Origin of the sequence: Mycetocola zhadangensis (assembly GCF_003668565.1) — a bacterium.
GTDB classification, from domain to species: domain Bacteria; phylum Actinomycetota; class Actinomycetes; order Actinomycetales; family Microbacteriaceae; genus Mycetocola_A; species Mycetocola_A zhadangensis.
Genome location: NZ_RCWJ01000001.1, coordinates 393,078 through 412,822, shown reverse-complemented (window position 1 = coordinate 412,822; position 19,745 = coordinate 393,078). Strand labels below are relative to the sequence as shown.

General features: G+C 63.6%; 22 protein-coding genes. 10 read left to right on the top strand and 12 right to left on the bottom strand.

Features of this window, described 5'->3' with window-relative positions; translation table 11 throughout:
* Positions 1-131: 131 nt before the first annotated feature.
* The gene (locus tag D9V28_RS02000) at positions 132-1,109 is read right to left on the bottom strand and encodes a class II fructose-bisphosphatase family protein (RefSeq protein ID WP_121658036.1); all 978 of its coding nucleotides are present in this window, start codon (positions 1,107-1,109) and stop codon (positions 132-134) included.
* Positions 1,110-1,193: 84 nt separating this feature from the next.
* Here D9V28_RS02000 and fbaA point away from each other — a divergent pair, with 84 nt between their 5' ends.
* Complete coding sequence (gene fbaA, locus D9V28_RS01995) at positions 1,194-2,219, top strand: class II fructose-bisphosphate aldolase (RefSeq protein WP_121658035.1); 1,026 nt, start codon at positions 1,194-1,196, stop codon at positions 2,217-2,219.
* Positions 2,220-2,288: 69 nt separating this feature from the next.
* Here the strand turns inward: fbaA and D9V28_RS01990 are convergent, their stop codons facing one another.
* Both D9V28_RS01990 and D9V28_RS01985 read right to left on the bottom strand, forming a co-directional pair.
* A complete protein-coding gene (locus tag D9V28_RS01990) occupies positions 2,289-2,852 on the bottom strand; it encodes a DUF6264 family protein (RefSeq protein WP_121658034.1) in 564 nt (187 codons plus the stop codon).
* Positions 2,852-3,883 (bottom strand): 4-hydroxy-3-methylbut-2-enyl diphosphate reductase, encoded by a 1,032-nt coding sequence (locus D9V28_RS01985; protein WP_121658033.1) that lies wholly within the window; start codon positions 3,881-3,883, stop codon positions 2,852-2,854. The genes D9V28_RS01990 and D9V28_RS01985 overlap by 1 nt, the downstream gene beginning before the upstream one ends.
* A gap of 87 nt (positions 3,884-3,970) precedes the next feature.
* Here D9V28_RS01985 and xseA point away from each other — a divergent pair, with 87 nt between their 5' ends.
* From xseA to D9V28_RS01960, 5 genes are read left to right on the top strand one after another with little or no spacing between them, the layout of a single operon-like run.
* Positions 3,971-5,194 (top strand): exodeoxyribonuclease VII large subunit, encoded by a 1,224-nt coding sequence (gene xseA, locus D9V28_RS01980; protein WP_121658032.1) that lies wholly within the window; start codon positions 3,971-3,973, stop codon positions 5,192-5,194.
* A gap of 25 nt (positions 5,195-5,219) precedes the next feature.
* Positions 5,220-5,450, top strand: a complete 231-nt coding sequence (locus D9V28_RS01975) for an exodeoxyribonuclease VII small subunit (RefSeq protein WP_121658031.1) — start codon at positions 5,220-5,222, stop codon at positions 5,448-5,450.
* Positions 5,447-6,100, top strand: a complete 654-nt coding sequence (locus D9V28_RS01970) for a DUF4245 domain-containing protein (RefSeq protein ID WP_121658030.1) — start codon at positions 5,447-5,449, stop codon at positions 6,098-6,100. The genes D9V28_RS01975 and D9V28_RS01970 overlap by 4 nt, the downstream gene beginning before the upstream one ends.
* On the top strand, positions 6,100-6,753 hold the full coding sequence (locus D9V28_RS01965; RefSeq protein WP_121658029.1) for a carbonic anhydrase: 654 nt from the start codon (positions 6,100-6,102) through the stop codon (positions 6,751-6,753). The genes D9V28_RS01970 and D9V28_RS01965 overlap by 1 nt, the downstream gene beginning before the upstream one ends.
* A gap of 30 nt (positions 6,754-6,783) precedes the next feature.
* Complete coding sequence (locus D9V28_RS01960; protein ID WP_121658028.1) at positions 6,784-8,181, top strand: class II fumarate hydratase; 1,398 nt, start codon at positions 6,784-6,786, stop codon at positions 8,179-8,181.
* Positions 8,182-8,245: 64 nt separating this feature from the next.
* On the opposite strand, the gene D9V28_RS01955 is transcribed toward D9V28_RS01960, so the two are convergent.
* From D9V28_RS01955 to D9V28_RS01925, 7 genes are all read right to left on the bottom strand, one after another.
* Complete coding sequence (locus D9V28_RS01955; RefSeq protein ID WP_121658027.1) at positions 8,246-9,229, bottom strand: aldo/keto reductase; 984 nt, start codon at positions 9,227-9,229, stop codon at positions 8,246-8,248.
* Between the two features lie 9 nt (positions 9,230-9,238).
* Positions 9,239-9,736 carry a prepilin peptidase gene (locus tag D9V28_RS01950; RefSeq protein ID WP_183086399.1) on the bottom strand — a complete coding sequence of 166 codons (498 nt, stop codon included), beginning with the start codon at positions 9,734-9,736 and terminating at the stop codon, positions 9,239-9,241.
* A 17-nt stretch (positions 9,737-9,753) separates the two neighbouring features.
* A complete protein-coding gene (locus D9V28_RS01945) occupies positions 9,754-10,011 on the bottom strand; it encodes a hypothetical protein (protein ID WP_121658025.1) in 258 nt (85 codons plus the stop codon).
* 257 nt (positions 10,012-10,268) lie between these two features.
* Positions 10,269-10,868: a prepilin peptidase gene (locus D9V28_RS01940; protein WP_121658024.1), complete on the bottom strand. Its 600-nt coding sequence runs from the start codon at positions 10,866-10,868 to the stop codon at positions 10,269-10,271.
* Between the two features lie 69 nt (positions 10,869-10,937).
* Positions 10,938-12,311 carry an RNA 5'-3' helicase PhoH2 gene (gene phoH2, locus D9V28_RS01935; protein WP_121658023.1) on the bottom strand — a complete coding sequence of 458 codons (1,374 nt, stop codon included), beginning with the start codon at positions 12,309-12,311 and terminating at the stop codon, positions 10,938-10,940.
* 196 nt (positions 12,312-12,507) lie between these two features.
* Positions 12,508-13,629, bottom strand: a complete 1,122-nt coding sequence (locus D9V28_RS01930; protein WP_121658022.1) for an aminotransferase class V-fold PLP-dependent enzyme — start codon at positions 13,627-13,629, stop codon at positions 12,508-12,510.
* 4 nt (positions 13,630-13,633) lie between these two features.
* The gene (locus D9V28_RS01925) at positions 13,634-14,419 is read right to left on the bottom strand and encodes an isoprenyl transferase (protein ID WP_121658021.1); all 786 of its coding nucleotides are present in this window, start codon (positions 14,417-14,419) and stop codon (positions 13,634-13,636) included.
* A 61-nt stretch (positions 14,420-14,480) separates the two neighbouring features.
* Here D9V28_RS01925 and trhA point away from each other — a divergent pair, with 61 nt between their 5' ends.
* A complete protein-coding gene (gene trhA / locus D9V28_RS01920; protein WP_121658020.1) occupies positions 14,481-15,287 on the top strand; it encodes a PAQR family membrane homeostasis protein TrhA in 807 nt (268 codons plus the stop codon).
* Between the two features lie 17 nt (positions 15,288-15,304).
* Here the strand turns inward: trhA and D9V28_RS01915 are convergent, their stop codons facing one another.
* Positions 15,305-15,757 (bottom strand): nitroreductase family deazaflavin-dependent oxidoreductase, encoded by a 453-nt coding sequence (locus D9V28_RS01915; protein ID WP_121658847.1) that lies wholly within the window; start codon positions 15,755-15,757, stop codon positions 15,305-15,307.
* 120 nt (positions 15,758-15,877) lie between these two features.
* On the opposite strand from D9V28_RS01915, the gene D9V28_RS01910 reads away from it, so the two are divergent.
* Positions 15,878-17,533 carry an FAD-dependent monooxygenase gene (locus D9V28_RS01910; RefSeq protein WP_220700439.1) on the top strand — a complete coding sequence of 552 codons (1,656 nt, stop codon included), beginning with the start codon at positions 15,878-15,880 and terminating at the stop codon, positions 17,531-17,533.
* Positions 17,534-17,744: 211 nt separating this feature from the next.
* On the opposite strand, the gene mca is transcribed toward D9V28_RS01910, so the two are convergent.
* Positions 17,745-18,611 carry a mycothiol conjugate amidase Mca gene (gene mca / locus D9V28_RS01900; protein ID WP_183086398.1) on the bottom strand — a complete coding sequence of 289 codons (867 nt, stop codon included), beginning with the start codon at positions 18,609-18,611 and terminating at the stop codon, positions 17,745-17,747.
* 110 nt (positions 18,612-18,721) lie between these two features.
* Between mca and D9V28_RS01895 the strand changes: the two genes are divergently transcribed.
* Together D9V28_RS01895 and greA are read left to right on the top strand one after the other, a co-directional pair.
* Positions 18,722-19,138, top strand: coding sequence for a DUF4307 domain-containing protein (locus D9V28_RS01895; protein WP_121658019.1), 417 nt, complete (start codon positions 18,722-18,724; stop codon positions 19,136-19,138).
* An 81-nt stretch (positions 19,139-19,219) separates the two neighbouring features.
* Positions 19,220-19,711, top strand: coding sequence for a transcription elongation factor GreA (gene greA / locus D9V28_RS01890; RefSeq protein ID WP_121658018.1), 492 nt, complete (start codon positions 19,220-19,222; stop codon positions 19,709-19,711).
* Positions 19,712-19,745: the final 34 nt, after the last annotated feature.

The following is a 19,745-nucleotide window of genomic DNA, read 5'->3' as shown; positions in this document are numbered from 1 at the left end:
CGGACAGCGCAAATTTGCACACCCGGCCTCACCCAAAAGCGAGGCGACCTCGACAACTGCCCCGAGGCATCCGTTCATTAATCGCCCACCTCGAACGCAGGTGCCCGGCTGTTCCGACGAGTATCGTGCAGCTACTCCGCCATCCGCTTGACGAGAATCAAGGGGCGAATTCCAGCGCCGATGATCCACGATGTTGTCACGACCACACCCGCATCACGATGGATGCCACGGAGGACACCTTCGGTGCCGACGCGGCAGTCGGTGATCGCTGTGAGGAACAGCCATGAGTCGCGACTGCACAGTTCGGGAAGGGTGAGCACGCGACCCGTGTCAAGGCCCGCGCTACGGAGTCTGGCTGCCTCACGGCGCCCCTGTGGAGCGAGCCTTGCCTGCATCGAACCGCCGAGCGCGCGAACCGCTGCCGCGGTCAGGATGCCCTCGGGCGCCCCGCCGATCCCAACGAGGAGGTCGATGTCGGTCCCCGGTCGCGCGGCCCTCAGGCACCGTTCGACGTCGCCGTCGGCGAAGCTGTCGACCCGTGCGCCAGCAGCCTGCGCGTCCGCGACATAACGAGCGTTCCTGGGTCGATCCTGAACGGCGACCACAAGATCGCTGACGGGCTTGCCGAGCGCGCCGGCCAGCTCGTGAAGATTGTCGGCGAGCGGCGCATCCAGTGAAAGTTTGGCGCCGGCCGCACCGGTGACCAGCTTCTCCATGTAGTGAGCCGGTCCGATGTCGAAGAGCGCGCCGCGTTCTGCGACAGCGAGAACCGCGACCGAACCGGGCAGGTTCTCAGCTGCAAGCCGGGTCCCGTCGACCGGATCGACAGCGATGTCGATACTCGGACCGTTGCCGGTCCCGAACTTTTCGCCGATGTGCAGCATCGGCGCTTCGTCCTTCTCACCTTCACCAACGAGCACCAGCCCGTCGACGTCAAGACCGGAGAGCGCATCCCGCAGCGCCGCAACGGCAGCCTGGTCCACCTCGTGTTTTTGCCCGGATCCAAGCAGGTCAATGGTGGCAAGCGCAGCGTGCACGGTCGCCAAATGGAACCCCGACACGACGTCCTCTGACAGCAGCCGGTCCTGCGCTCGAATCTCTTCACTCATGCGACCATCCTGCCGTGTCTGCCGCGACCGCTTCTCCCGTCAGTAAGCTAGCGACGAAGACAACCCCTCTCTCAAGGAGCAGTTATGCCCGTCGCAACCCCAGAGCAGTACGCCGAGATGCTCGACACCGCCAAGGCCAAAGGCTTCGCCTTTCCCGCCTTCAACGTCTCGAGCTCACAGACCATCAACGCCGTACTGCAGGGCCTGACCGAAGCCGGATCCGACGGCATCATCCAGGTCACCACAGGTGGAGCGGACTATTTCGCCGGCCACACCGTCAAGAACCGCGCAGCCGGCGCGATCGCGTTCGCGAAGTTCGCCACCGAGGTCGCCAAGAACTACCCGATCACCGTTGCCCTGCACACCGACCACTGCCCGAAGAACGCACTGGACAGCTTTGTTCTGCCGCTCATCGCCGCGTCGGAAGAAGAAGTGAAGGCCGGTCGCAACCCGCTCTTCCAGTCGCACATGTGGGACGGCTCCGCTGTTCCGCTCGACGAGAACCTCGACATCGCTCAGGACATGATCAAGCGCACCCGCGCGATCAACGCCATCCTTGAGGTCGAGATCGGCGTCGTCGGCGGCGAAGAAGACGGTGTCAGCCACGACATCAACGAGCACCTCTACACCACGCTCGATGATGCCATCGCCACGGTTGAGGCCCTCGGCCTCGGCGACCAAGGTCGCTACATGGCCGCGCTGACCTTCGGCAACGTTCACGGCGTTTACAAGCCGGGCAATGTCAAGCTCAAGCCTGAGCTGCTCAAGGAGATTCAGGACGGCCTGGCTGCCAAGTACGGCACCGCAGCGAAGCCGCTCGACCTCGTCTTCCACGGCGGATCCGGATCGACCGACGCCGAGATCGCTGAGGCGGTTGCCAACGGTGTTATCAAGATGAACATCGACACAGACACGCAGTACGCGTTCACTCGCTCGATCGCCGACTACATGCTGAAGAACTACGACAGCGTGTTCAAGATCGACGGTGAAGTCGGCAACAAGAAGATCTACGACCCGCGCGCCTGGGGCAAGGTCGCCGAAAGCGCACTCGCTGCCCGCGTCGGCGAGTCGACCCGCCAGCTCGGTTCGGCAGGGAACGCTATCCGCTAACCCTTTGCACAAAGACGGATGCCCCGACCATCTTGGTCGGGGCATCCGTCTTCTCACGAGACACTGACGTTATCCGCCTGAGCTCATCCTGTTGACGTATTCGGTGAACGCCGGGTCGACGGTCATTGCGACGGTGATCGCCCCAAAGACGACAATGTTCGCGACCACTCCGAAGACAACGGGAATCCACCAGGCCCGTTTTCCCTTGCGCAGAGCGCGGGTCGAGAGCCAGGCAGCGACGATCCACAGGACGATCTCGGTGACCAGGGCACCAACGCCAAGCGAATGTGCGAGCCCGTCAGACGTGTACTCGCCAACGTCCAGTTGAGCGAACGCTGAGGTGATGGCCGGAGGCAGGTTCGTGAGCGCCGGAATGGTCATCAGAACAGTGATCAGGCCAATGCCAAGCAGCGCTATAGTCGCGAACCGGTCACCCGCCGACGGTTTTGACGCCCCGGCTGCGGGAGCGCTCGTGTGTGGAGTGCCCTGCACAGAGATGTGGCTCGTCGGAGACACGTGCGATTCGACCGGGATGGATTCGTGATCATCCAACGGGACCTTGATGGCGTCCCGCTGCTGATCGGGGGTGGCGTATTCGCCGAACTGCGGCCGTTGCCGCTCGTTCTCGGCCATCAGCGAGTGCGCCCTCCCAAGGCGCGCTCCTCGCGGGCACCCTTAAGGTTCGTCCGAAGCTCCTTCGGCAGCGAGAACATGAGGTCCTCCTGTGCCGTCTTCACTTCCTCGACGTCCCGGTAGCCCGCACCAGAGAGGTCAGCGAGCACCTCATCGACGAGCACCTCGGGAACCGACGCGCCACTGGTGACGCCGACCGTCTCCACACCGTCGAGCCACTCCTGGCGGATCTCGCTGGCGTAGTCCACCCGGTAGGCGGCCTTGGCGCCGTACTCGAGCGCGACCTCGACGAGTCGCACGGAGTTTGACGAGTTCGCCGAACCGACAACGATCACGAGGTCGGCGTTCTCCGCGACCTTCTTGATCGCCACCTGGCGGTTCTGGGTTGCGTAACAAATGTCGTCGCTAGGCGGATCCTGCAGGTTGGGGAACCGGGCGCGAAGACGTCGAACGGTCTCCATGGTCTCGTCGACGCTGAGCGTGGTCTGTGAGAGCCAGACAACCTTGTTCGGGTCGCGCACAACGACGGTGTCTGCTTCATCGGGGCTGCCAACGAGGGTGGTGTGCTCGGGTGCCTCACCCGCGGTGCCCTCGACCTCTTCGTGTCCTTCGTGGCCGATGAGCAGGATTTCGAAATCATCTCGCGCGAATCGCACGGCTTCCCTGTGCACCTTTGTGACGAGAGGGCACGTCGCGTCGATCGCCTGCAGGCCGCGATCGGCTGCCGCGTTGACAACGGCTGGCGACACACCGTGTGCGCTGAAAACTATGTGAGCTCCCTCCGGGACCTCGTCGACTTCCTCGACGAAAATCGCACCCTGCTCCTCAAGCGTCGAGACAACGTGCACGTTGTGAACAATCTGCTTGCGCACGTAGACCGGAGCACCGTAGTGCTCGAGTGCTTTCTCAACGGCGATGACCGCACGGTCAACACCGGCGCAGTAGCCACGGGGTGCGGCGAGCAGGACCCTCTTGTGTCCGACGACCGGGGTATCCTTGAGCCTCGAACGCACGCCGGGAATCCTCGGCATGGGCAGGCTGACAGTAACGTTACTCACGCGTCAATGATATGCCGCCCCCACTGTGCACAGGCTGGACGAAGCTGAGGGAGCGAACGAATGGCGACGGAACCGGCAACGGCAGAAAAACCGTGGCCGGTCGGGCTCCTCAGCTCGAAGATCCGGGAGTACATCGACAGGCTCGGAACCGTCTGGGTCGAGGGCGAGATCACCCAGTGGGGGCTCTCCGGCGGCAACGTCTACGGCAAGCTCAAAGACGTCGACGGCGATGCAACAGTGAGCTTCACCATCTGGTCGTCCGTGAAGGCCAAGATCCCCGACGACCTCAAGCACGGTGACAGAGTCATCGCCCTCGTGAAACCCAACTACTGGGTCAAGGGCGGCAGCCTGACCATGCAGGTATTCCAGATGAAGCATGTGGGCCTCGGCGATATGCTCGAGCGGCTCGAGCGACTGCGGCGCCAGCTCGCCGCGGAGGGGCTCTTCGATCCGGCACGCAAGAAACGCCTCCCGTTCCTCCCCCACTGCATCGGTCTGATCACCGGTAAAGACTCCGACGCTGAAAAAGACGTGCTGCGCAACGCCCAATTGCGCTGGCCCGCTGTCGACTTCCGAGTCATCCACGCCGCGGTTCAAGGCGACCGGACCGTACCCGAAGTCATCTCGGCACTCCGGACCCTCGACGCCGACCCGCGTGTCGACGTCATCATCGTCGCTCGAGGTGGGGGCGATTTCCAGAACCTCCTGGGCTTCAGCGACGAGCGCGTCGTCCGGGCCGTCGCCGAGTGCTCCACCCCCCTGGTCAGCGCGATCGGTCACGAAGCCGATCGCCCGCTCATCGACGAGGTCGCCGATCTTCGGGCATCAACGCCAACGGATGCCGCGAAGCGCGTCGTTCCGGACGTCACCGAAGAACTGTCCCGGGTTCAGCAAGCCCGCACCAGACTCACCATGAGGCTCACCGGTTTCCTCAGTAACGAGACGGCGCGGCTCGCGTCGGTCCGCTCGCGCCCGGCCCTCGCCTCCTCATCGTGGATCGTCGACTCCAGGTCGCAGGAGCTCACGAGGTACGTCGCGCGCGGAGCCGAACTCGTCGAACGCGCCATCGATCACGAGTTGCGCACAACAGCGGAGCTCAGGGCCCACGTCAGGGCACTGTCGCCACAACGCACGCTGGATCGCGGATACGCGATCGCCCAGGGGCCGGACGGTCACGTCCTCCGCTCAGCGGCAGACGCCCCGCAGGGAACGATGCTCCGGCTCACGCTCGCCGAGGGCGCCCTCGCGGCCTCCAGCGAGGGTCCTCTCGCCGGGAAACTGTAATCTCGCCCGCCGATAGGATGGATTCATGCCAGAAAACCCCGAGGTCTCCAGCCTCAGCTACGAGCAGGCGCGCGACGAATTGATGCGCGTCGTTGCCGAACTCGAACAGGGTGCATCGACTCTCGAACAGTCTCTTGCCCTGTGGGAGCGGGGCGAAGCACTGGCACAGCGTTGCGAGGAATGGCTGATCGGAGCCAAGGCACGGCTCGACGCCGCCCGCGTTGCCAACAACACTTTGGGACAGCCCGCAGAATGAGTCGTTCACGCCCTCCCCGGGTCGTCGCCGAACTCGGCAGACCGGAAACACCCGAGGAAACCGCTGCGCGCAAGGCAGAGAACTCCCGCAAATACCGAGGCGCGAAGACCGTCAACAACCTGGTCTACTCGCTCCTGGTCACCGTCGTTCTTGTTGGCATCATCGTCCTGGCCGTTCCACGGTCGGACGAATCACTGTTGGAGAATGTCGACTACGGCGCCGTGGCGGCCACCGCGCAGGAGTCGTATCCACAGCCGCTTGCGAACCCCGACCTTCCCGGATCCTGGACGTCGAACCGAGCGGACGTCAGCAAGATCGACGGCGTGCAAAGCTGGAATATCGGCCTGATCACGCCATCGGACCAGTTCATCGGAATCACCCAGGGCATCGACGCCAATGAGACCTGGACGGCACAGCAGCTCAAGAAATCGCTGGCCTCGTCAACTGTCACCATCGACGGAATCGAATGGACGGTGTACGACAACGGCCGCGACACTGACGGTCGCGGCAACGTGCACTACGCGCTCACCACCGTTGCAGGCGAGAGTACATTCCTCCTGTTCGGAACGGCGAGCGAGTCCGAGTTCAGGACGGTCGCCGAGTCCATTTCCGACGACGTCACCGCCAACCTCAACGAAGGGAACCGCTGATGCCAACAACAAGACCGACAAAAGCATGGGAAGTCATGATGCGCGGCAACGCGCGATTTGTTTCCGGTGCGCCGCGGCATCCGCGTCAGGACGTGGAACGCCGGGAATCGCTCGCCCTCGCCCAGAAACCAGACGTTGTGCTGTTCGGCTGCTCTGACTCGCGCCTTGCCGCCGAGATCATCTTCGATAAGGGTCTCGGTGACCTGTTTGTGGTTCGGAACGCCGGTCAGGTGATCTCCGACTCTGTCATTGGGTCGATCGAGTACGCGGTCGGTGTTCTCGAGGTTCCCCTGATCGTTGTGCTTGGCCACGATGAGTGCGGCGCTGTGCGCGCGGCCATCGATTCGATCGCGCCTGACGCTCCCCCGCTTTCGCCGTACATCAACGGTCTCATTCAGCAGATCGTGCCAGCCGTTCGTCGAGTGACCGGCGGTGAAGGCGTTGATCCGGCAGGGGTGGACGCGAGCGAGGTTGGGCGGGAACACCTGCGCGACACAGTCGCCGAGCTGCTCGAACGGTCCGAGATGATCAGCGACGCTGTCGCCAGGGGTGTCCTCGGCATCGTCGGCGCCAACTACAAACTGCTCGAGGGCACCGCGGTTCCCGACGTCATCATCGGCAACATTTCAACCACCGACACCGGCGCAAAGTAGCGCTTTCACAACACGAGGAGAAGACAGACAGTGTCAGACACAACCGACTACCGCATCGAACACGACACGATGGGTGAGGTGCGCGTGCCTCGATCAGCGCTCTACAGCGCCCAGACGCAGCGAGCCGTTGAGAACTTCCCGATCTCAGGCTCGGGCCTCGAGTCCGCTCAGATTGCGTCCCTCGCCCGGATCAAGAAGGCCGCTGCGGCAGCGAACGCCCGGCTCGGCGTTCTCGACTCCGCCATCGCCGAAGCCATCGGCAGCGCCGCAGACGAGGTCATCGCCGGAACCCACGACGACCAGTTCCCTGTCGACGTCTACCAGACCGGGTCCGGCACCTCATCAAACATGAACATGAACGAGGTGCTCGCAAGCCTGGCGTCCACCCGCCTCGGCTCACCGGTGCACCCGAACGACCACGTGAACTGCTCGCAGTCGTCGAACGACGTCTTCCCGACATCCGTGCACATCGCGGTGACGAGCGCACTGATCGACGACCTCATCCCGGCCCTCGACCACCTGGCAGTCGCGCTCGAAGCGAAGGCAGAACTGTGGAAGAGCGCCGTCAAAGCCGGCCGTACCCACCTCATGGACGCAACGCCCGTGACCCTCGGCCAGGAGCTCGGCGGCTACGCCCGCCAGGTCCGCCTCGGCATTGAGCGGGTGCGCACCGCGTTGCCACGCGTCGCAGAGGTTCCCCTCGGCGGCACGGCCGTCGGAACGGGCATCAACACACCTCAGGGGTTCCCGCAGCTGGTCATCCAGTTGCTGCAGGAAGACACCGAGCTTCCCATCACCGAGGCAGCCGACCACTTCGAGGCGCAGGCCAACCGAGATGGCCTCGTCGAGGCATCCGGCGCCCTTCGCACCATTGCGGTCAGCATCACGAAGATCTGCAACGACCTGCGCTGGATGGGATCAGGCCCCAACACCGGTCTCGGCGAGCTCAACATTCCCGACCTGCAGCCGGGATCGTCGATCATGCCGGGCAAGGTCAACCCGGTGATCCCGGAGGCCGTTCTCATGGTTGCGTCACGCGTGATCGGAAACGACGCCACCATCGCGTGGAGCGGCGCCTCAGGCTCGTTCGAACTCAACGTGCAGATCCCCGTCATGGGAACGGCGCTGCTCGAGTCCATTCGCCTGCTGTCCAACGCCAGCCGCGTGCTCGCGGACAAGACGATCGACGGCCTCGAGGCGAACACCGAACGCGCAGCGGCTCTCGCCGGAATGAGCCCGTCCATCGTGACCCCGTTGAACAAGATCATCGGGTACGAGAAGGCCGCGAAGATCGCGAAGCACTCGGTCGCCGAAGGAATCACCGTGCGCGAAGCGGTGATCGACCTGGGCTTTGTTGAGCGCGGTGACATCACCGAGGAGCAGCTCGACTCTGCACTCGACCTGCTGTCGATGACGCACCCGGGCTAACCTGCACATCAAAATACCGGCCGTGCGGTTCGCCCGCACGGCCGGTATTTTTTATGCCAGGGACCTACCAGCGTTCATGAATGGCCGCACGGAAGTCAGCGTCGTAGATCGACCGGACCGCGTCGAGGTATTCCTGTGGCAGCGGGCCTGTAGTACCGGCCATCGCGTTCGCCTTCGCCTGTGCGATCGATCGCGCACCCGGAATGACCGTCGACACGCCGTCCTGCTGGGTGACCCAGGCGATTGCGGCCTGGGCCGGCGTCAGTTCTTCAGGCACGAAACCGGAAAGCTCGGTTGCCGCACGGACACCCGTCGCGAAGTCGACACCCGAGAAGGTCTCCCCCACATCGAACGCGCTGCCGTCCCGATTGAAGGTGCGGTGATCGTCGGCCGCGAACTCGGTCTCGGTCGTGTACCTGCCGCTCAGCAGCCCAGACGCCAGCGGAACCCGGGCGATGATGCCGACCCCGGCCTCGCGCGCGGCAGGCAGCACCTCATCGAGCGGCTTCAGGCGGAACGCGTTGAGAATGATTTGAACGGATGCCGTCCCCGGACGCGCGATCGCGGCGAGCGCTTCGGCAGTGGTTTCGACGCTCACACCGTAATTGGCGATGACACCGTCCGCGACGAGCGTGTCGAGGGCGTCGTAGACGGCGTCCGTGGAGAGCACGACCGATGGCGGGCAGTGCAGCTGCACCAGATCGAGTTGGTCAACACCGAGATTGGTGCGCGACCGGTCGGTCCACTCGCGGAACTTCGCGAGGGTGAAGTTGGCGGGGTCCTGTGCTTCGCGCCTGCCCATTTTGGTGGCGACAGTGACATCCGTGTTGGGATTCGCGGCCAGGAATCGACCGATGACCGTCTCGCTCCTGCCGTCACCGTAGACGTCTGCCGTATCGAAGAAGGTGACACCGGCTTCAACGGAAGCGTCGAGAACGGCGAGCGCGTCGCCCTCTGACACGTCACCCCAGTCCGCGCCGAGTTGCCAGGTACCGAGGCCGACGATCGAGACTGAGCGGCCTGTTCGTCCGAGAGTGCGTTGTTCCATGTACTCAGACTATGCCGTGGCATCCGCGAGCAAAGGGAAACACACGACCGCGAGCCAGAAGCCCCCGAGGAGGAAGGGCCCGAAGGGCACCCGGAGCGCTCGACGCGACGCCCCACCGCTGGCCGGGTGCCGAAGGAGGACAATCACGCCGCCGATGGCGCCCGCAACGAACGCGAGCATCAGCCCACCGATCGCCGTCACCACGCTCAGGCCTCCAAGGCAGAGCCCGAGTACACCGCCGAGCTTCACATCACCCATCCCCATGCCTCCGGCCAGACACAGCACCAGGAGAAACAACAACCAGCCGGCGCCCGCCCCAATCCCGACCAGCGGGTTGCTTCCGGAGATCGCTCCGTCAGCAATCAGGCTCAGCAGCACAACCGGGTAGAGGGGAAGGACGAGTCGATTCGGAAGACGGCGCTCGGCGACATCCACCCGGCCAAGTTCCTCGGTGACCGCGGCGACCGCGACGATTCCGAAAATCAGAGGACGGATCCCTGTGGCCACCTCATTGCGGCAAGTCGTTATCGACGCCCGTCACCTCTCGGGAAATACGCTCGGACGATGGTGACTCCGATGAGCGCTACCAAGACCACTGCGCTGATGCCGATGAGGTACATCGAACCGAACCCGACAGCCACTGGCAATGCAGCTTCCGGGCTATCCATCGGACCGAACTGCACACCAAGCCCTCGGCCGATGTCCGCATACGTCTTGACCGCGAGCAAGGCAAAGATACTGAGAACGAGGATGCTCGCAACACCGATAATCCATCGCTTCATGCTTCTTCCCTTCGTCTAACTAGTCGCGGTTGCAACCATTCGGGGCGATCGCTTGCCAGAACAAGGGCGGACGTTATGACTCCATATTGTAAACCCCGGTTGGGAGCCAGCCACCGCCACGTGACAGACGAACTGCTGCTCGATGTTGTAGTTGACCCTGCACGCCTGCGTACCGAGAATCGACTTCAGGTACTGCGCGGGCGCTGTGTCGACCCGCGGCCTGTTAGACCGAGAGTGCGTTGTTCCATGTACTCAGACTATGCGGTGGCATCCGCCAGCAAAGGGAAACACACGACCGCGAGCCAGAAGCCCGCGAGGAGGAAGGGCCCGAAGGGAACCCGAAGCGCTCCACGCGATGCCCCACCGCTGGCCGGGCGCCGCAGAAGCACAATCACACCGCCGATGGCGCCCGCGACGAACGCGAGCATCAGCCCACCGATCGACGTCACCACGCTCAGGCCACCAAGGCAGAGCCCAAGAACACCGCCGAGCTTCACATCACCCATTCCCATGCCTCCGGCCAGACACAACACCAGGAGAAACAACAACCAGCCGGCACCAGCCGCAATCCCGACCAGCGGGTTGCTCCCGGAGATCGCTCCGTCAGCAATCAGGCTCAGCAGCACAACCGGGTAGAGGGGAAGGACGAGTCGATTCGGAAGACGGTGCTCGGCCACATCCACCCGGACAAGTTCCTCGGTGACCGCGGCGACCGCGACGATTCCAAGGGCAAGCGGACGGATGCCAGTGGCCAGGACCCCGAGGACGGCCAGCACGGAAGCGACGGGTACCCGAGCCACCAGCTGCCGCAGCAGCAGCGGCGCTGCTGGCGGTTCGTGAAGCCGCGTCGAGGTCATCGCACCACGCTAGCCGGACCGGAGATTGCCCGTGAGGGTTATCCACAGCCCGGCCGCGGGCGAACCGGGTCACGCCAGTTCGTTGCCCTCAAGCATCTCGGTGACCAGTGCCGCGATCGAGCTGCGCTCTGACCTGGTGAGTGTGATGTGGCCGAACAGGTCATGCCCCTTGAGCGCTTCGATGACGGATGCCACTCCGTCGTGCCTGCCCACCCGCAGGTTGTCGCGCTGGGCGACATCGTGCGTCAGGATCACGCGCGAGTTCTGGCCTATGCGAGAGAGCACGGTGAGCAGCACGTTGCGTTCGAGCGATTGCGCCTCGTCCACGATCACGTAGGCGTCGTGCAGCGAGCGACCACGGATGTGCGTGAGTGGAAGCACCTCGAGCAGGTCACGTTCAATCACTTCGTCGAGCACGTTCTGCGACACGACAGATCCGAGGGTGTCGAACACGGCCTGGCCCCACGGGCTCATCTTGTCGCCCTGGTCTCCTGGCAGGTAGCCAAGTTCCTGGCCGCCGACCGCGTACAGCGGACGGAAGACCATGATCTTGCGGTGCTGCTGCCGCTCGAGAACGGCTTCGAGCCCAGCACAGAGGGCGAGAGCGGACTTCCCCGTCCCCGCTCGACCTCCAAGCGAGACAATGCCGACCCCCGGGTCGAGCAGCAGATCGATGGCGAGCCGTTGTTCGGCGCTTCTGCCGTGGAGGCCGAAGACGTCGCGGTCGCCGCGAACCAGCCTGAACTCGCGTTTGCCTGTCACCCTGCCGAGCGCCGACCCGCGGTCGGAGGAAACGACGAGCCCCGTGTTGACCGGCAGGTTTTCGACGGCCTTGGACAGCCCGACCTCGCTCTCGTAGAGGTCACTCATCTCTTCGGCCGAGATGCGGATCTCCGCCATACCTGTCCACCCCGAATCGACAGCCTGCTCTGCGAGGTACTCCTCAGCGCGCAGTCCGATCGAAGCGGCCTTGACCCGAAGAGGCAGGTCCTTCGACACCACGGTGACAGCCAGACCGTCATTCGCGAGGTTGAGCGCGACGGCAAGGATCCGCGAGTCATTGTCGCCCAGTTGAAGCCCGCTCGGCAGCACTCCCATGTTTGAGTGGTTGAGCTCCACCCGGAGCGACCCTCCGTCACCGACGGGAACCGGAAAGTCGAGCCGTTCGTGCTCGATCCGCAGTTCGTCGAGGATCCGCAGGGCCTGGCGGGCAAAGTAACCGATCTCGGGGTCGTTCCTCTTGCCCTCCAGTTCGGAGATCACAATCACCGGAACGACGATGGCGTGTTCGGCGAACCGGAAGAACGCCTTCGGGTCAGACAACAAAACCGAGGTATCCAAAACATAGGTACGTTCGGTTTGCTTCGTCGGGTTCTCTGCGGTTCTGCTGAGCTCGTCCCTTTCCTGTCGCTGCGTTGGTGCTGAGGTTCGTGTCGCGGTCATAACCACTCCCAGCCGGACGAACGTCCGGGTCTCTTCTACGAGCGGCCACAACGGGTATCGAGTCGAACTTATGTGGCCGTCTCGATCAGGTGCGGTACCTGATAACTGGAACGCTACGACCGGCAACTGTTCGACGCAGGAACGACACGCTGGGCGAGAGTTGCGCGCAGGTTAACTCTTGTCCCCAGCCCGGGTGTCAGCGGGCGACAGCGGTCTGGAACGAGACGAGCGCGTCCCGCAGCATCCCGAGGGTGTCCTGGGTCGTTCCGGCGTGCACCGAGAGACGAATCCTGTCCTGGCGGGCCGTCGCAGTGACGCCGTGGTTGTGCAGAGCGGCCACCAGAAGACTCGCCTGACCATCCGGTGGGTCGAGTACGACGATGCCGGCACGCTCGTTCTCCGCGCGCGACGATGCGAGAGCCACACCGAACTCGTCAACAAGCTCGATCACCTCGCCGACTCTCGAGTCCACCCGCTCCGATATCGCAGATACACCGACGGATGCCACGTGCTCGAGCGATGCGGCAAACCTCGCCTGCGCGGTCGGATCCGGGTTGGTGATCGAATAGGCCGCAGCACCGGAGGTTGGCGGTGGTACCGAATCCCACGGCAGGTCTTCGTCGGTGCCTGTATACCCGCTCATCACGGGCACGAGGTGCTCCAGCGCGCTGTCACTGAGCGCCATAAAGCCGGTTCCCCATCCGGAACGGGCCCATTTCTGACCGCCGGACACAACAACATCCGCAAGCTCGAATGGCGCGTCGACGACGGTGAAACCCTGAATCGCGTCGACGATCAGGAGACGATCACCGATCACCTGCCGAATGCCCTCGATGTCTGCGACATAACCGGTGCGCGAGTCGACCAGGCTCACCGCAACAGCGGTGATGCTCGGGGTCAGCTGTGCCTTGACCGAATGCGGGGTCACCCGGCCGCCATCGGTGTCAAGCCAGGTCGGGGTGAGGACGTGCATCGACTCCGCTGCGCGCACGGCCGCGAAGGTGACGCTCGGAAAGTCGGCCGGCGAAACGAGAACAGCGCCGGTCATTCCGAACATGGCGTGCATGAGGCCCATGCTGGTGTTCGGTTGCGAAACGATGTGCGACGGGTCGAATCCGGTCAGGGCGGCCACCGCGTTCCGCAGTCGTTCGTCCTGGGCGCGGAACGTATCGAGTACGCCGAACCTGGCCCGTCCAAGCAGCTCGAGCGACACCCGTTGTTCCGCCTGGGCAGCAACAGACAACGGGCCGACGCGTGCGTAGTCGAGGTAGCCCGGCTCGGAGTCGAAGTCAGCAAGAAACTCTGTGATGTCGACCATGGGGCTATCCGCCGAAGCGGCGTTGGCGTCGTGAATAATCGCGCACAGCGCGCAGGAAGTCCACCTCACGCAGGTCTGGCCCGAGAGCTTCCACGAAATAGAACTCGCTGTGTGCGCTCTGCCACAGCATGAAGTCGCTGAGCCGCTGTTCTCCTGACGTGCGGATCACGAGATCGGGGTCCGGCTGCCCGCCCGTGTAGAGGTGCTGCCCGATCAGGTCGGGAGTGAGCAACTCGGCGAGGGTCTCCAGGCTGCCGCCCTTGAGCGAGTGCGCCTCGACGATGCTGCGCATGGCGTCGACGATCTCCGTGCGACCGCCATAGCCGACAGCGAGGTTGATGTGAAGGCCGCTCTTGGAGGCCGTCCGCGACTCCGCAGCAGACAGAGTGGCAACGAGAGGCTCAGGGAGCCCCTCAGATGACCCCACGTGCTTGACACGCCAATCGCGGTAGTGGGACAGTTCCTCCGCGAGGTCCGCGATGATCTCAACCAGGTCGTGGAGCTCATCGGTGGACCGCGAGGTGAGGTTGTCGCTTGACAGCAGGTAGAGGGTGACAACCTGCACACCGAGGTCGTCGCACCACTCCAGGAACTCGCGCATCTTCGCGGCCCCAGCACGGTGCCCGTGTGCTGCTGTCTCGTAGCCAAGCTGTTTGGCCCAGCGACGGTTGCCGTCGATGATCATCGCCACGTGATGCGGCAGCGCTGCTCCGCTCAGTCCGCGGCGAATTTGCTTCTGGTACAGGTTGTAAAGAAAGCCGGAACCAGGCTTCGTCCCACTCTTCGTCACACAGTTACGTTAGTGCACTTTTCACACGGGACCCGTGTCGCCGACTTGTATCCTGAGTTCCATGTCCGAAAACCAGGCGACAGGTCAGAACCGTATCTCCGACACCGCGGACGAACTCCGGCATCCGCACACGGCAGCGGACGCCGCGGTGAGCGCCGATGATGCGCGGGGACCCGACCTCCCCCACATTCCGATCATCGACGCCTCGCTTTCCCACCCGGAAGAGATCAAACCGACCTGGCGCGGCTGGATTCACGCCGCAACAACACCCGTGGCGCTCCTGGCCGGGATCGTGCTCGTCGTCTCGGCACAGGGCACGCCAGCCAAGGTCAGCACAGCCGTGTTTGCCCTGACCTCTCTCCTGCTCTTCGGTATCAGCGCTCTCTACCACCGCTTCACCTGGTCACCGCGAGCACGGATCCTGCTCAAGCGCATGGACCACGCCAACATCTTCCTGCTCATCGCCGGCAGCTACACGCCGATCGCGACCCTGGCGCTTCCGCCGGAGAAGGGCACGCTCCTGCTCACCCTGGTCTGGGCGGGTGCGATCCTCGGGATCGGGTTCCGCGTGTTCTGGATTCACGCACCGCGCTGGCTTTACGTCCTGCTCTACATCGCGCTCGGGTGGGCCGCCGTCATGTACCTGGTCGATATCTTCCAGGCGAACCCGGTCACCATGACCCTGATCATCGTCGGCGGCCTGCTGTACACCGGAGGTGCCGTGGTCTACGCGTTGAAGAAGCCCAACCCGGTGCCAGGACACTTCGGGTTCCACGAGATCTTCCACGTCTGCACGGTCCTCGCGTTCCTGTGCCACTGGACCGGAATCTACCTGCTCGCCATTTCCCCCGTGTACAACGTCGGCTAGCCCTACAGGGGTTGCGGCTAGGAATCCGCGCCGTCAGGCATCCGTTTGAGAACAAAAACCGGGATCTCCCGGTCCGTTTTCTTCTGGTAATCCGCATACGGCGGGTACGCCGCGACGGCCCGTTCCCACCACTGCGCCTTTTCGCTCCCGGTGACTTCCCGCGCGAGGTAATCGTGTTTCTCCGGTCCGTCCTGCAGCTCGACGTGCGGGTGTTTGAGGAGGTTGAAGTACCAGACCGGGTGCTTCGGAGCTCCACCAAGCGAGGCAACTACCGCGTATGCGCCATCGTGTTCGACCCGCATGAGCGCCGTCTTGCGGAGTTTTCCCGACTTCGACCCAACGCTGGTCAGGACGATGACCGGCATTCCGCGAAGCGTGGTTCCCTCGGTGCCGCCTGAGCTTTCGTACAGTTCGACCTGCTTGCGAGCCCAGCCTGCTGTCGACGGTGCATATTCTCCGGTGAGCGGCACGATTCTTCCCATCGGTCTGTGCGCCAGCCCGCTGGCAGCGCTCTTCTCAGACTAGTAGCCGTCGCTCCAGTAGCAATCGCTCGAGTAGTCGCCGCGGGGGCAAATGCCTAGCATGGTGCTGTGGATGCGTTGTCGGACCCGGAGCAGGTCGACGTCCTCATCGTGGGCGCCGGTCCGACCGGTCTGATGCTCGCGAACTGGCTGCAACGGTGTGGCGTGCGGGCGATCACCGTGGATTCGAAGAGCGGTGCGACTCGAGAATCCCGCGCGCTCGTTGCGCAGGCGCGAACCATGGAGATTTACGACCAACTCGGCATCGCCGACCTCATCAGGGCCGAGTCGTTCCCCGCGGTTCGAGTGTCGCCCGGCTTCGAAGCTGAGTCATTCGGCTCCCTTCCCGTCGGGCAACTGGGCACAGGACTCACACCCTTTCCCGGGCTCTACGTTCTCGAGCAGTCCAAAACCGAGCGCATCCTGGGTGATCACCTCACCAACCTCGGCGGGGCAGTCCGCTGGCAGACGACTCTCGAGAACCTCGTCGAGAACCCGACAGGCGGCTGTGTCGCGACGGTATTGGGGCCGGATGGCCCCGCATGGATCCGCGCCAGGTTCGTCGTCGGGGCCGACGGCGGGTCGTCAGCTGTTCGCCGACTCCGCGGCGTTCCGTTCGAAGGCGTGACGAACGAGCACACCTTTTATGTCGCCGACGCCTCTCAGGTCTCGGGCCTCGAGGAGGGCGCCGTTGCTATCCGTTTCGGGGCGGATGCCTTCCTCATCGCTTTTCCGATGGCATCCGATGGGCATTTTCGGTTGTTGGGCACCGTGCGACTCTCGAATCGCTCGACCGAGGTGAGCGAGGAGAGCGCTCGCGCGAAGATGCGGGACGTCTTCGGCGTTCGCTACGGCGGGCTGAGCTGGTTCGCCACCTATCGTGTGCATCACCGGGTGGCTGCCAGGTTCCGCGACGGTGCCGTGTTCCTCGCCGGGGATGCCGGCCACGTGCACTCCCCCGTCGGCGCCCAGGGCATGAACACAGGCCTGCAGGACGCACACAATCTCGCGCTCAAACTGGTTGATCTGATCGCCGGCCGAGCGGACGAGCGTTACCTTGACCGGTACGACGCCGAGCGACGCCCTGTCGCTCGGCGACTGGTGTCCACAACGGATCGCGCGTTCGGGATCGTCACCTCAGGAACGGGAGCAATGCGAATGCTTCGCCGCATCGGTGCCAGGCTCATCATTCCCCTCGCGGTTCCCGGTGTTCCGCGACTTTCGGTAGCGTCGCGGCTGTTCGGCTACCTGTCGCAGACCCGGATCCACTACTGGATGAGCGATGCCGACCGGACAGCCAGGCGCGGTCGGCGTGGTGCGGTTGTCGGGAGGAGACTGCCGTGGACCGGGTCGAATTTCGATGCGCTCCGTTCGGCACGCTGGCAGGTGCACGTGTATGGACCTGTGAACACTCGAACCGCCGTGCGCTTCACCAGGCTGCTGCCGGTTGAGTTTCATGCATTCGGCTCGATCGGCGCCACAGCGCTGACTCCAGGAAGGTTTTACCTGGTGCGCCCTGACGGATTTGTTGCCGCCGAGGCGGACGCTTCGGGTGCGGCGGCGCACTTTCGCGCCGAGCTGTCCTCCTGGGGAATTGACCCGGACGCGCTGAGTCGGGGGCCCTACCTGGCCGAGGTCTGGCCCGGTCCGTCGCCGGTTTCGTCTGACGCGCGGGGCGGTTCAGCCGGTGAGTCCATGCGCTCGGACTCTGCGAGTTCCTCCTGAAGCCTTTCGTCGATATCCGCCTTGTAGCTCACCCGTCGAACACGCCGTTGCATGTCGATGATGAGTAAAATCGCGACGACCGCGATGAGGAAAATGATCGCGAATCCCCACGGGCCAGGAGTGACGTCATCGGCGTCGACCCCGGTCGGTGTCGGCACTGGTGTGGCGGCAAGGCGCCACATTGCATCAGTCACAGCGTTCACTCCGGCGATCATTCCATGTCCTCAATTCCGGCGAACAAGTCGCTCTCGGTGTCCTCGGTCGGCACGATACTGCGTGCGAGTTCGAAGTCTTCGAATGGCCAGGCACGTCTCTGCAGATCGTTGGGCCAGAAGAAGAAGCTTGAGTCTGCCGCGACCTGGCTGGCGTGCGCCCGAAGCGCTGCATCGCGAACTTCAAAGAATTCACCGGCAGGAACGTGCGTCGTCGCGCGCGCCGGCCGGTCTTTCATCCAGGTCAGCATCTCGGAGAGCTGTTCGGTGAGCGGTGAATCCGGCTGCTCAGCCAGAAGCGTGTCGGCGTTGGCCTTGATCCGCTGGTAGTTGAAGACGTTGTCGTAGTACAGCTTCGACACCTGCCAGGGTTCGCCGGCGTTCGGATAGACGCTGGTGTCGGACGCCGCATCGAACGCGGCGACCGCGATCTGGTGGCATCGAATGTGGTCGGGGTGCGGGTACCCGCCGTTTTCGTCATAGGTGACCATGACCTGTGGGCGAAACCGCCGCACGATGCGCACAAGCGCTTCGGCTGAGGTGGCCAGCGGAACGGAAGCAAAGGAATTCAGCGGAAAACTGCCGTCCTCGTTCGCCATCCCGGAATCGACATAACCAAGCCAACGGTGCTGGATGTCGAGGATGCGCGCGGCCTCGGCCATCTCGCGGCGGCGGAGGCCGGCGATGTCGCGCTCGGCGCGGGGGCGGTCGGGAAGGGCGTCGTTGAGGATGTCCCCTCGCTCACCGCCGGTGCAGCTAACAACGAGAACTTCGACGCCTCGCGACCGGTAGTAAGCACTGGTTGCTGCGCCCTTGCTGGATTCGTCATCCGGGTGGGCGTGGACCGACAGGAGCCGGAGAGTCACGATGTCGCCTGCTTCTTCCGTTGGTGTTCTTGCTGGTCGGCGTCCGGTTGAGAGGCCGGGAAACGATAACCTTGTACATACAGACTAAACGGTTGTACGGATGAGGATTGATGGTTTCGGAGAGTTCACCAGAGCCAGACGTCCTTGACGCCAGATACGGTCGTTCCGCACGCTCTCGGAAGCGAGAGAAGCGGATCGGTATCGTCGCTGCCGCCGCGTTTGCGGTCGTGCTTGTTGCTTGGGTCGTCTGGGCAGGTCTCGACGCGGTCGGATCGACCCTGGAAACCAGAGACATCGCTCACTCCATCACCTCGGACACCTCTGTTGATGTCACCTTCCAGCTTTCGGTGCCGGCCGGGACACCGACGTACTGTGCGGTGCAGGCCCTTAACGATCGCTTCGCGGTCGTCGGTTGGAGGATCATCGAGGTTCCGAAATCTGACTCGTTCAATCGCACATTTACGGAGTCCGTGAGAACGACAGAATTAGCCAGCACGGGTTTGATTTATCGCTGCTGGCTGGCCTAAGCTCTCCTGATACCCGCAACCCGGGTGGCTGCTACGCCCTGACGCAACCGTCAGGGCGTCCGTTTATGTAAGGAGTTCGCAATGGCTGTAGAGACGACGCAGGTCATGTTTCTGACGCAGGAAGCATACGATCGACTCGCTGCCGAGCTTGCAGAACTGTCGACCGTTGGTCGGGAAGAGATCGCCAAAAAGATCGAGTCAGCCCGCGAAGAGGGCGACCTCAAGGAAAACGGCGGATATCACGCCGCAAAAGACGAGCAGGGCAAGCAGGAAGCACGCATCCGCACGCTGACCCAGCTGCTGCGTGACGCCACAGTGTCTGAGGCACCGGAGAGCCACGGCGTCGTGGAGTCTGGCACGGTCATCACGGCAGACGTTGCCGGCGGTGAGGAAGTGTTCCTTCTCGGCAACCGCGAGATCGCTGCAGACTCTGACATCGATGTCTACAGCGAGCAAAGCCCGCTGGGCACCGCGATCCTCGGCCTGAAGATTGGCGAGTCAACAACCTACTCCGCGCCAAACGGCAAGGAAATTTCGGTCAAGATCCTCAAGGTTGAGACCTACCAGGGCTAACCGCTTCACATCGCGAGACGCATCGGACCGGGAC

Coding starts and splice junctions, on each gene's coding strand:
- D9V28_RS02000 (WP_121658036.1), bottom strand. CDS start 1,109: ATGAGTGAAGAGATTCGAGCGCAGGACCGGCTGCTGTCAGAGGACGTC.
- fbaA (WP_121658035.1), top strand. CDS start 1,194: ATGCCCGTCGCAACCCCAGAGCAGTACGCCGAGATGCTCGACACCGCC.
- D9V28_RS01990 (WP_121658034.1), bottom strand. CDS start 2,852: ATGGCCGAGAACGAGCGGCAACGGCCGCAGTTCGGCGAATACGCCACC.
- D9V28_RS01985 (WP_121658033.1), bottom strand. CDS start 3,883: ATGCCGAGGATTCCCGGCGTGCGTTCGAGGCTCAAGGATACCCCGGTC.
- xseA (WP_121658032.1), top strand. CDS start 3,971: ATGGCGACGGAACCGGCAACGGCAGAAAAACCGTGGCCGGTCGGGCTC.
- D9V28_RS01975 (WP_121658031.1), top strand. CDS start 5,220: ATGCCAGAAAACCCCGAGGTCTCCAGCCTCAGCTACGAGCAGGCGCGC.
- D9V28_RS01970 (WP_121658030.1), top strand. CDS start 5,447: ATGAGTCGTTCACGCCCTCCCCGGGTCGTCGCCGAACTCGGCAGACCG.
- D9V28_RS01965 (WP_121658029.1), top strand. CDS start 6,100: ATGCCAACAACAAGACCGACAAAAGCATGGGAAGTCATGATGCGCGGC.
- D9V28_RS01955 (WP_121658027.1), bottom strand. CDS start 9,229: ATGGAACAACGCACTCTCGGACGAACAGGCCGCTCAGTCTCGATCGTC.
- D9V28_RS01945 (WP_121658025.1), bottom strand. CDS start 10,011: ATGAAGCGATGGATTATCGGTGTTGCGAGCATCCTCGTTCTCAGTATC.
- D9V28_RS01940 (WP_121658024.1), bottom strand. CDS start 10,868: ATGACCTCGACGCGGCTTCACGAACCGCCAGCAGCGCCGCTGCTGCTG.
- phoH2 (WP_121658023.1), bottom strand. CDS start 12,311: ATGACCGCGACACGAACCTCAGCACCAACGCAGCGACAGGAAAGGGAC.
- D9V28_RS01930 (WP_121658022.1), bottom strand. CDS start 13,629: ATGGTCGACATCACAGAGTTTCTTGCTGACTTCGACTCCGAGCCGGGC.
- trhA (WP_121658020.1), top strand. CDS start 14,481: ATGTCCGAAAACCAGGCGACAGGTCAGAACCGTATCTCCGACACCGCG.
- D9V28_RS01895 (WP_121658019.1), top strand. CDS start 18,722: ATGGTTTCGGAGAGTTCACCAGAGCCAGACGTCCTTGACGCCAGATAC.
- greA (WP_121658018.1), top strand. CDS start 19,220: ATGGCTGTAGAGACGACGCAGGTCATGTTTCTGACGCAGGAAGCATAC.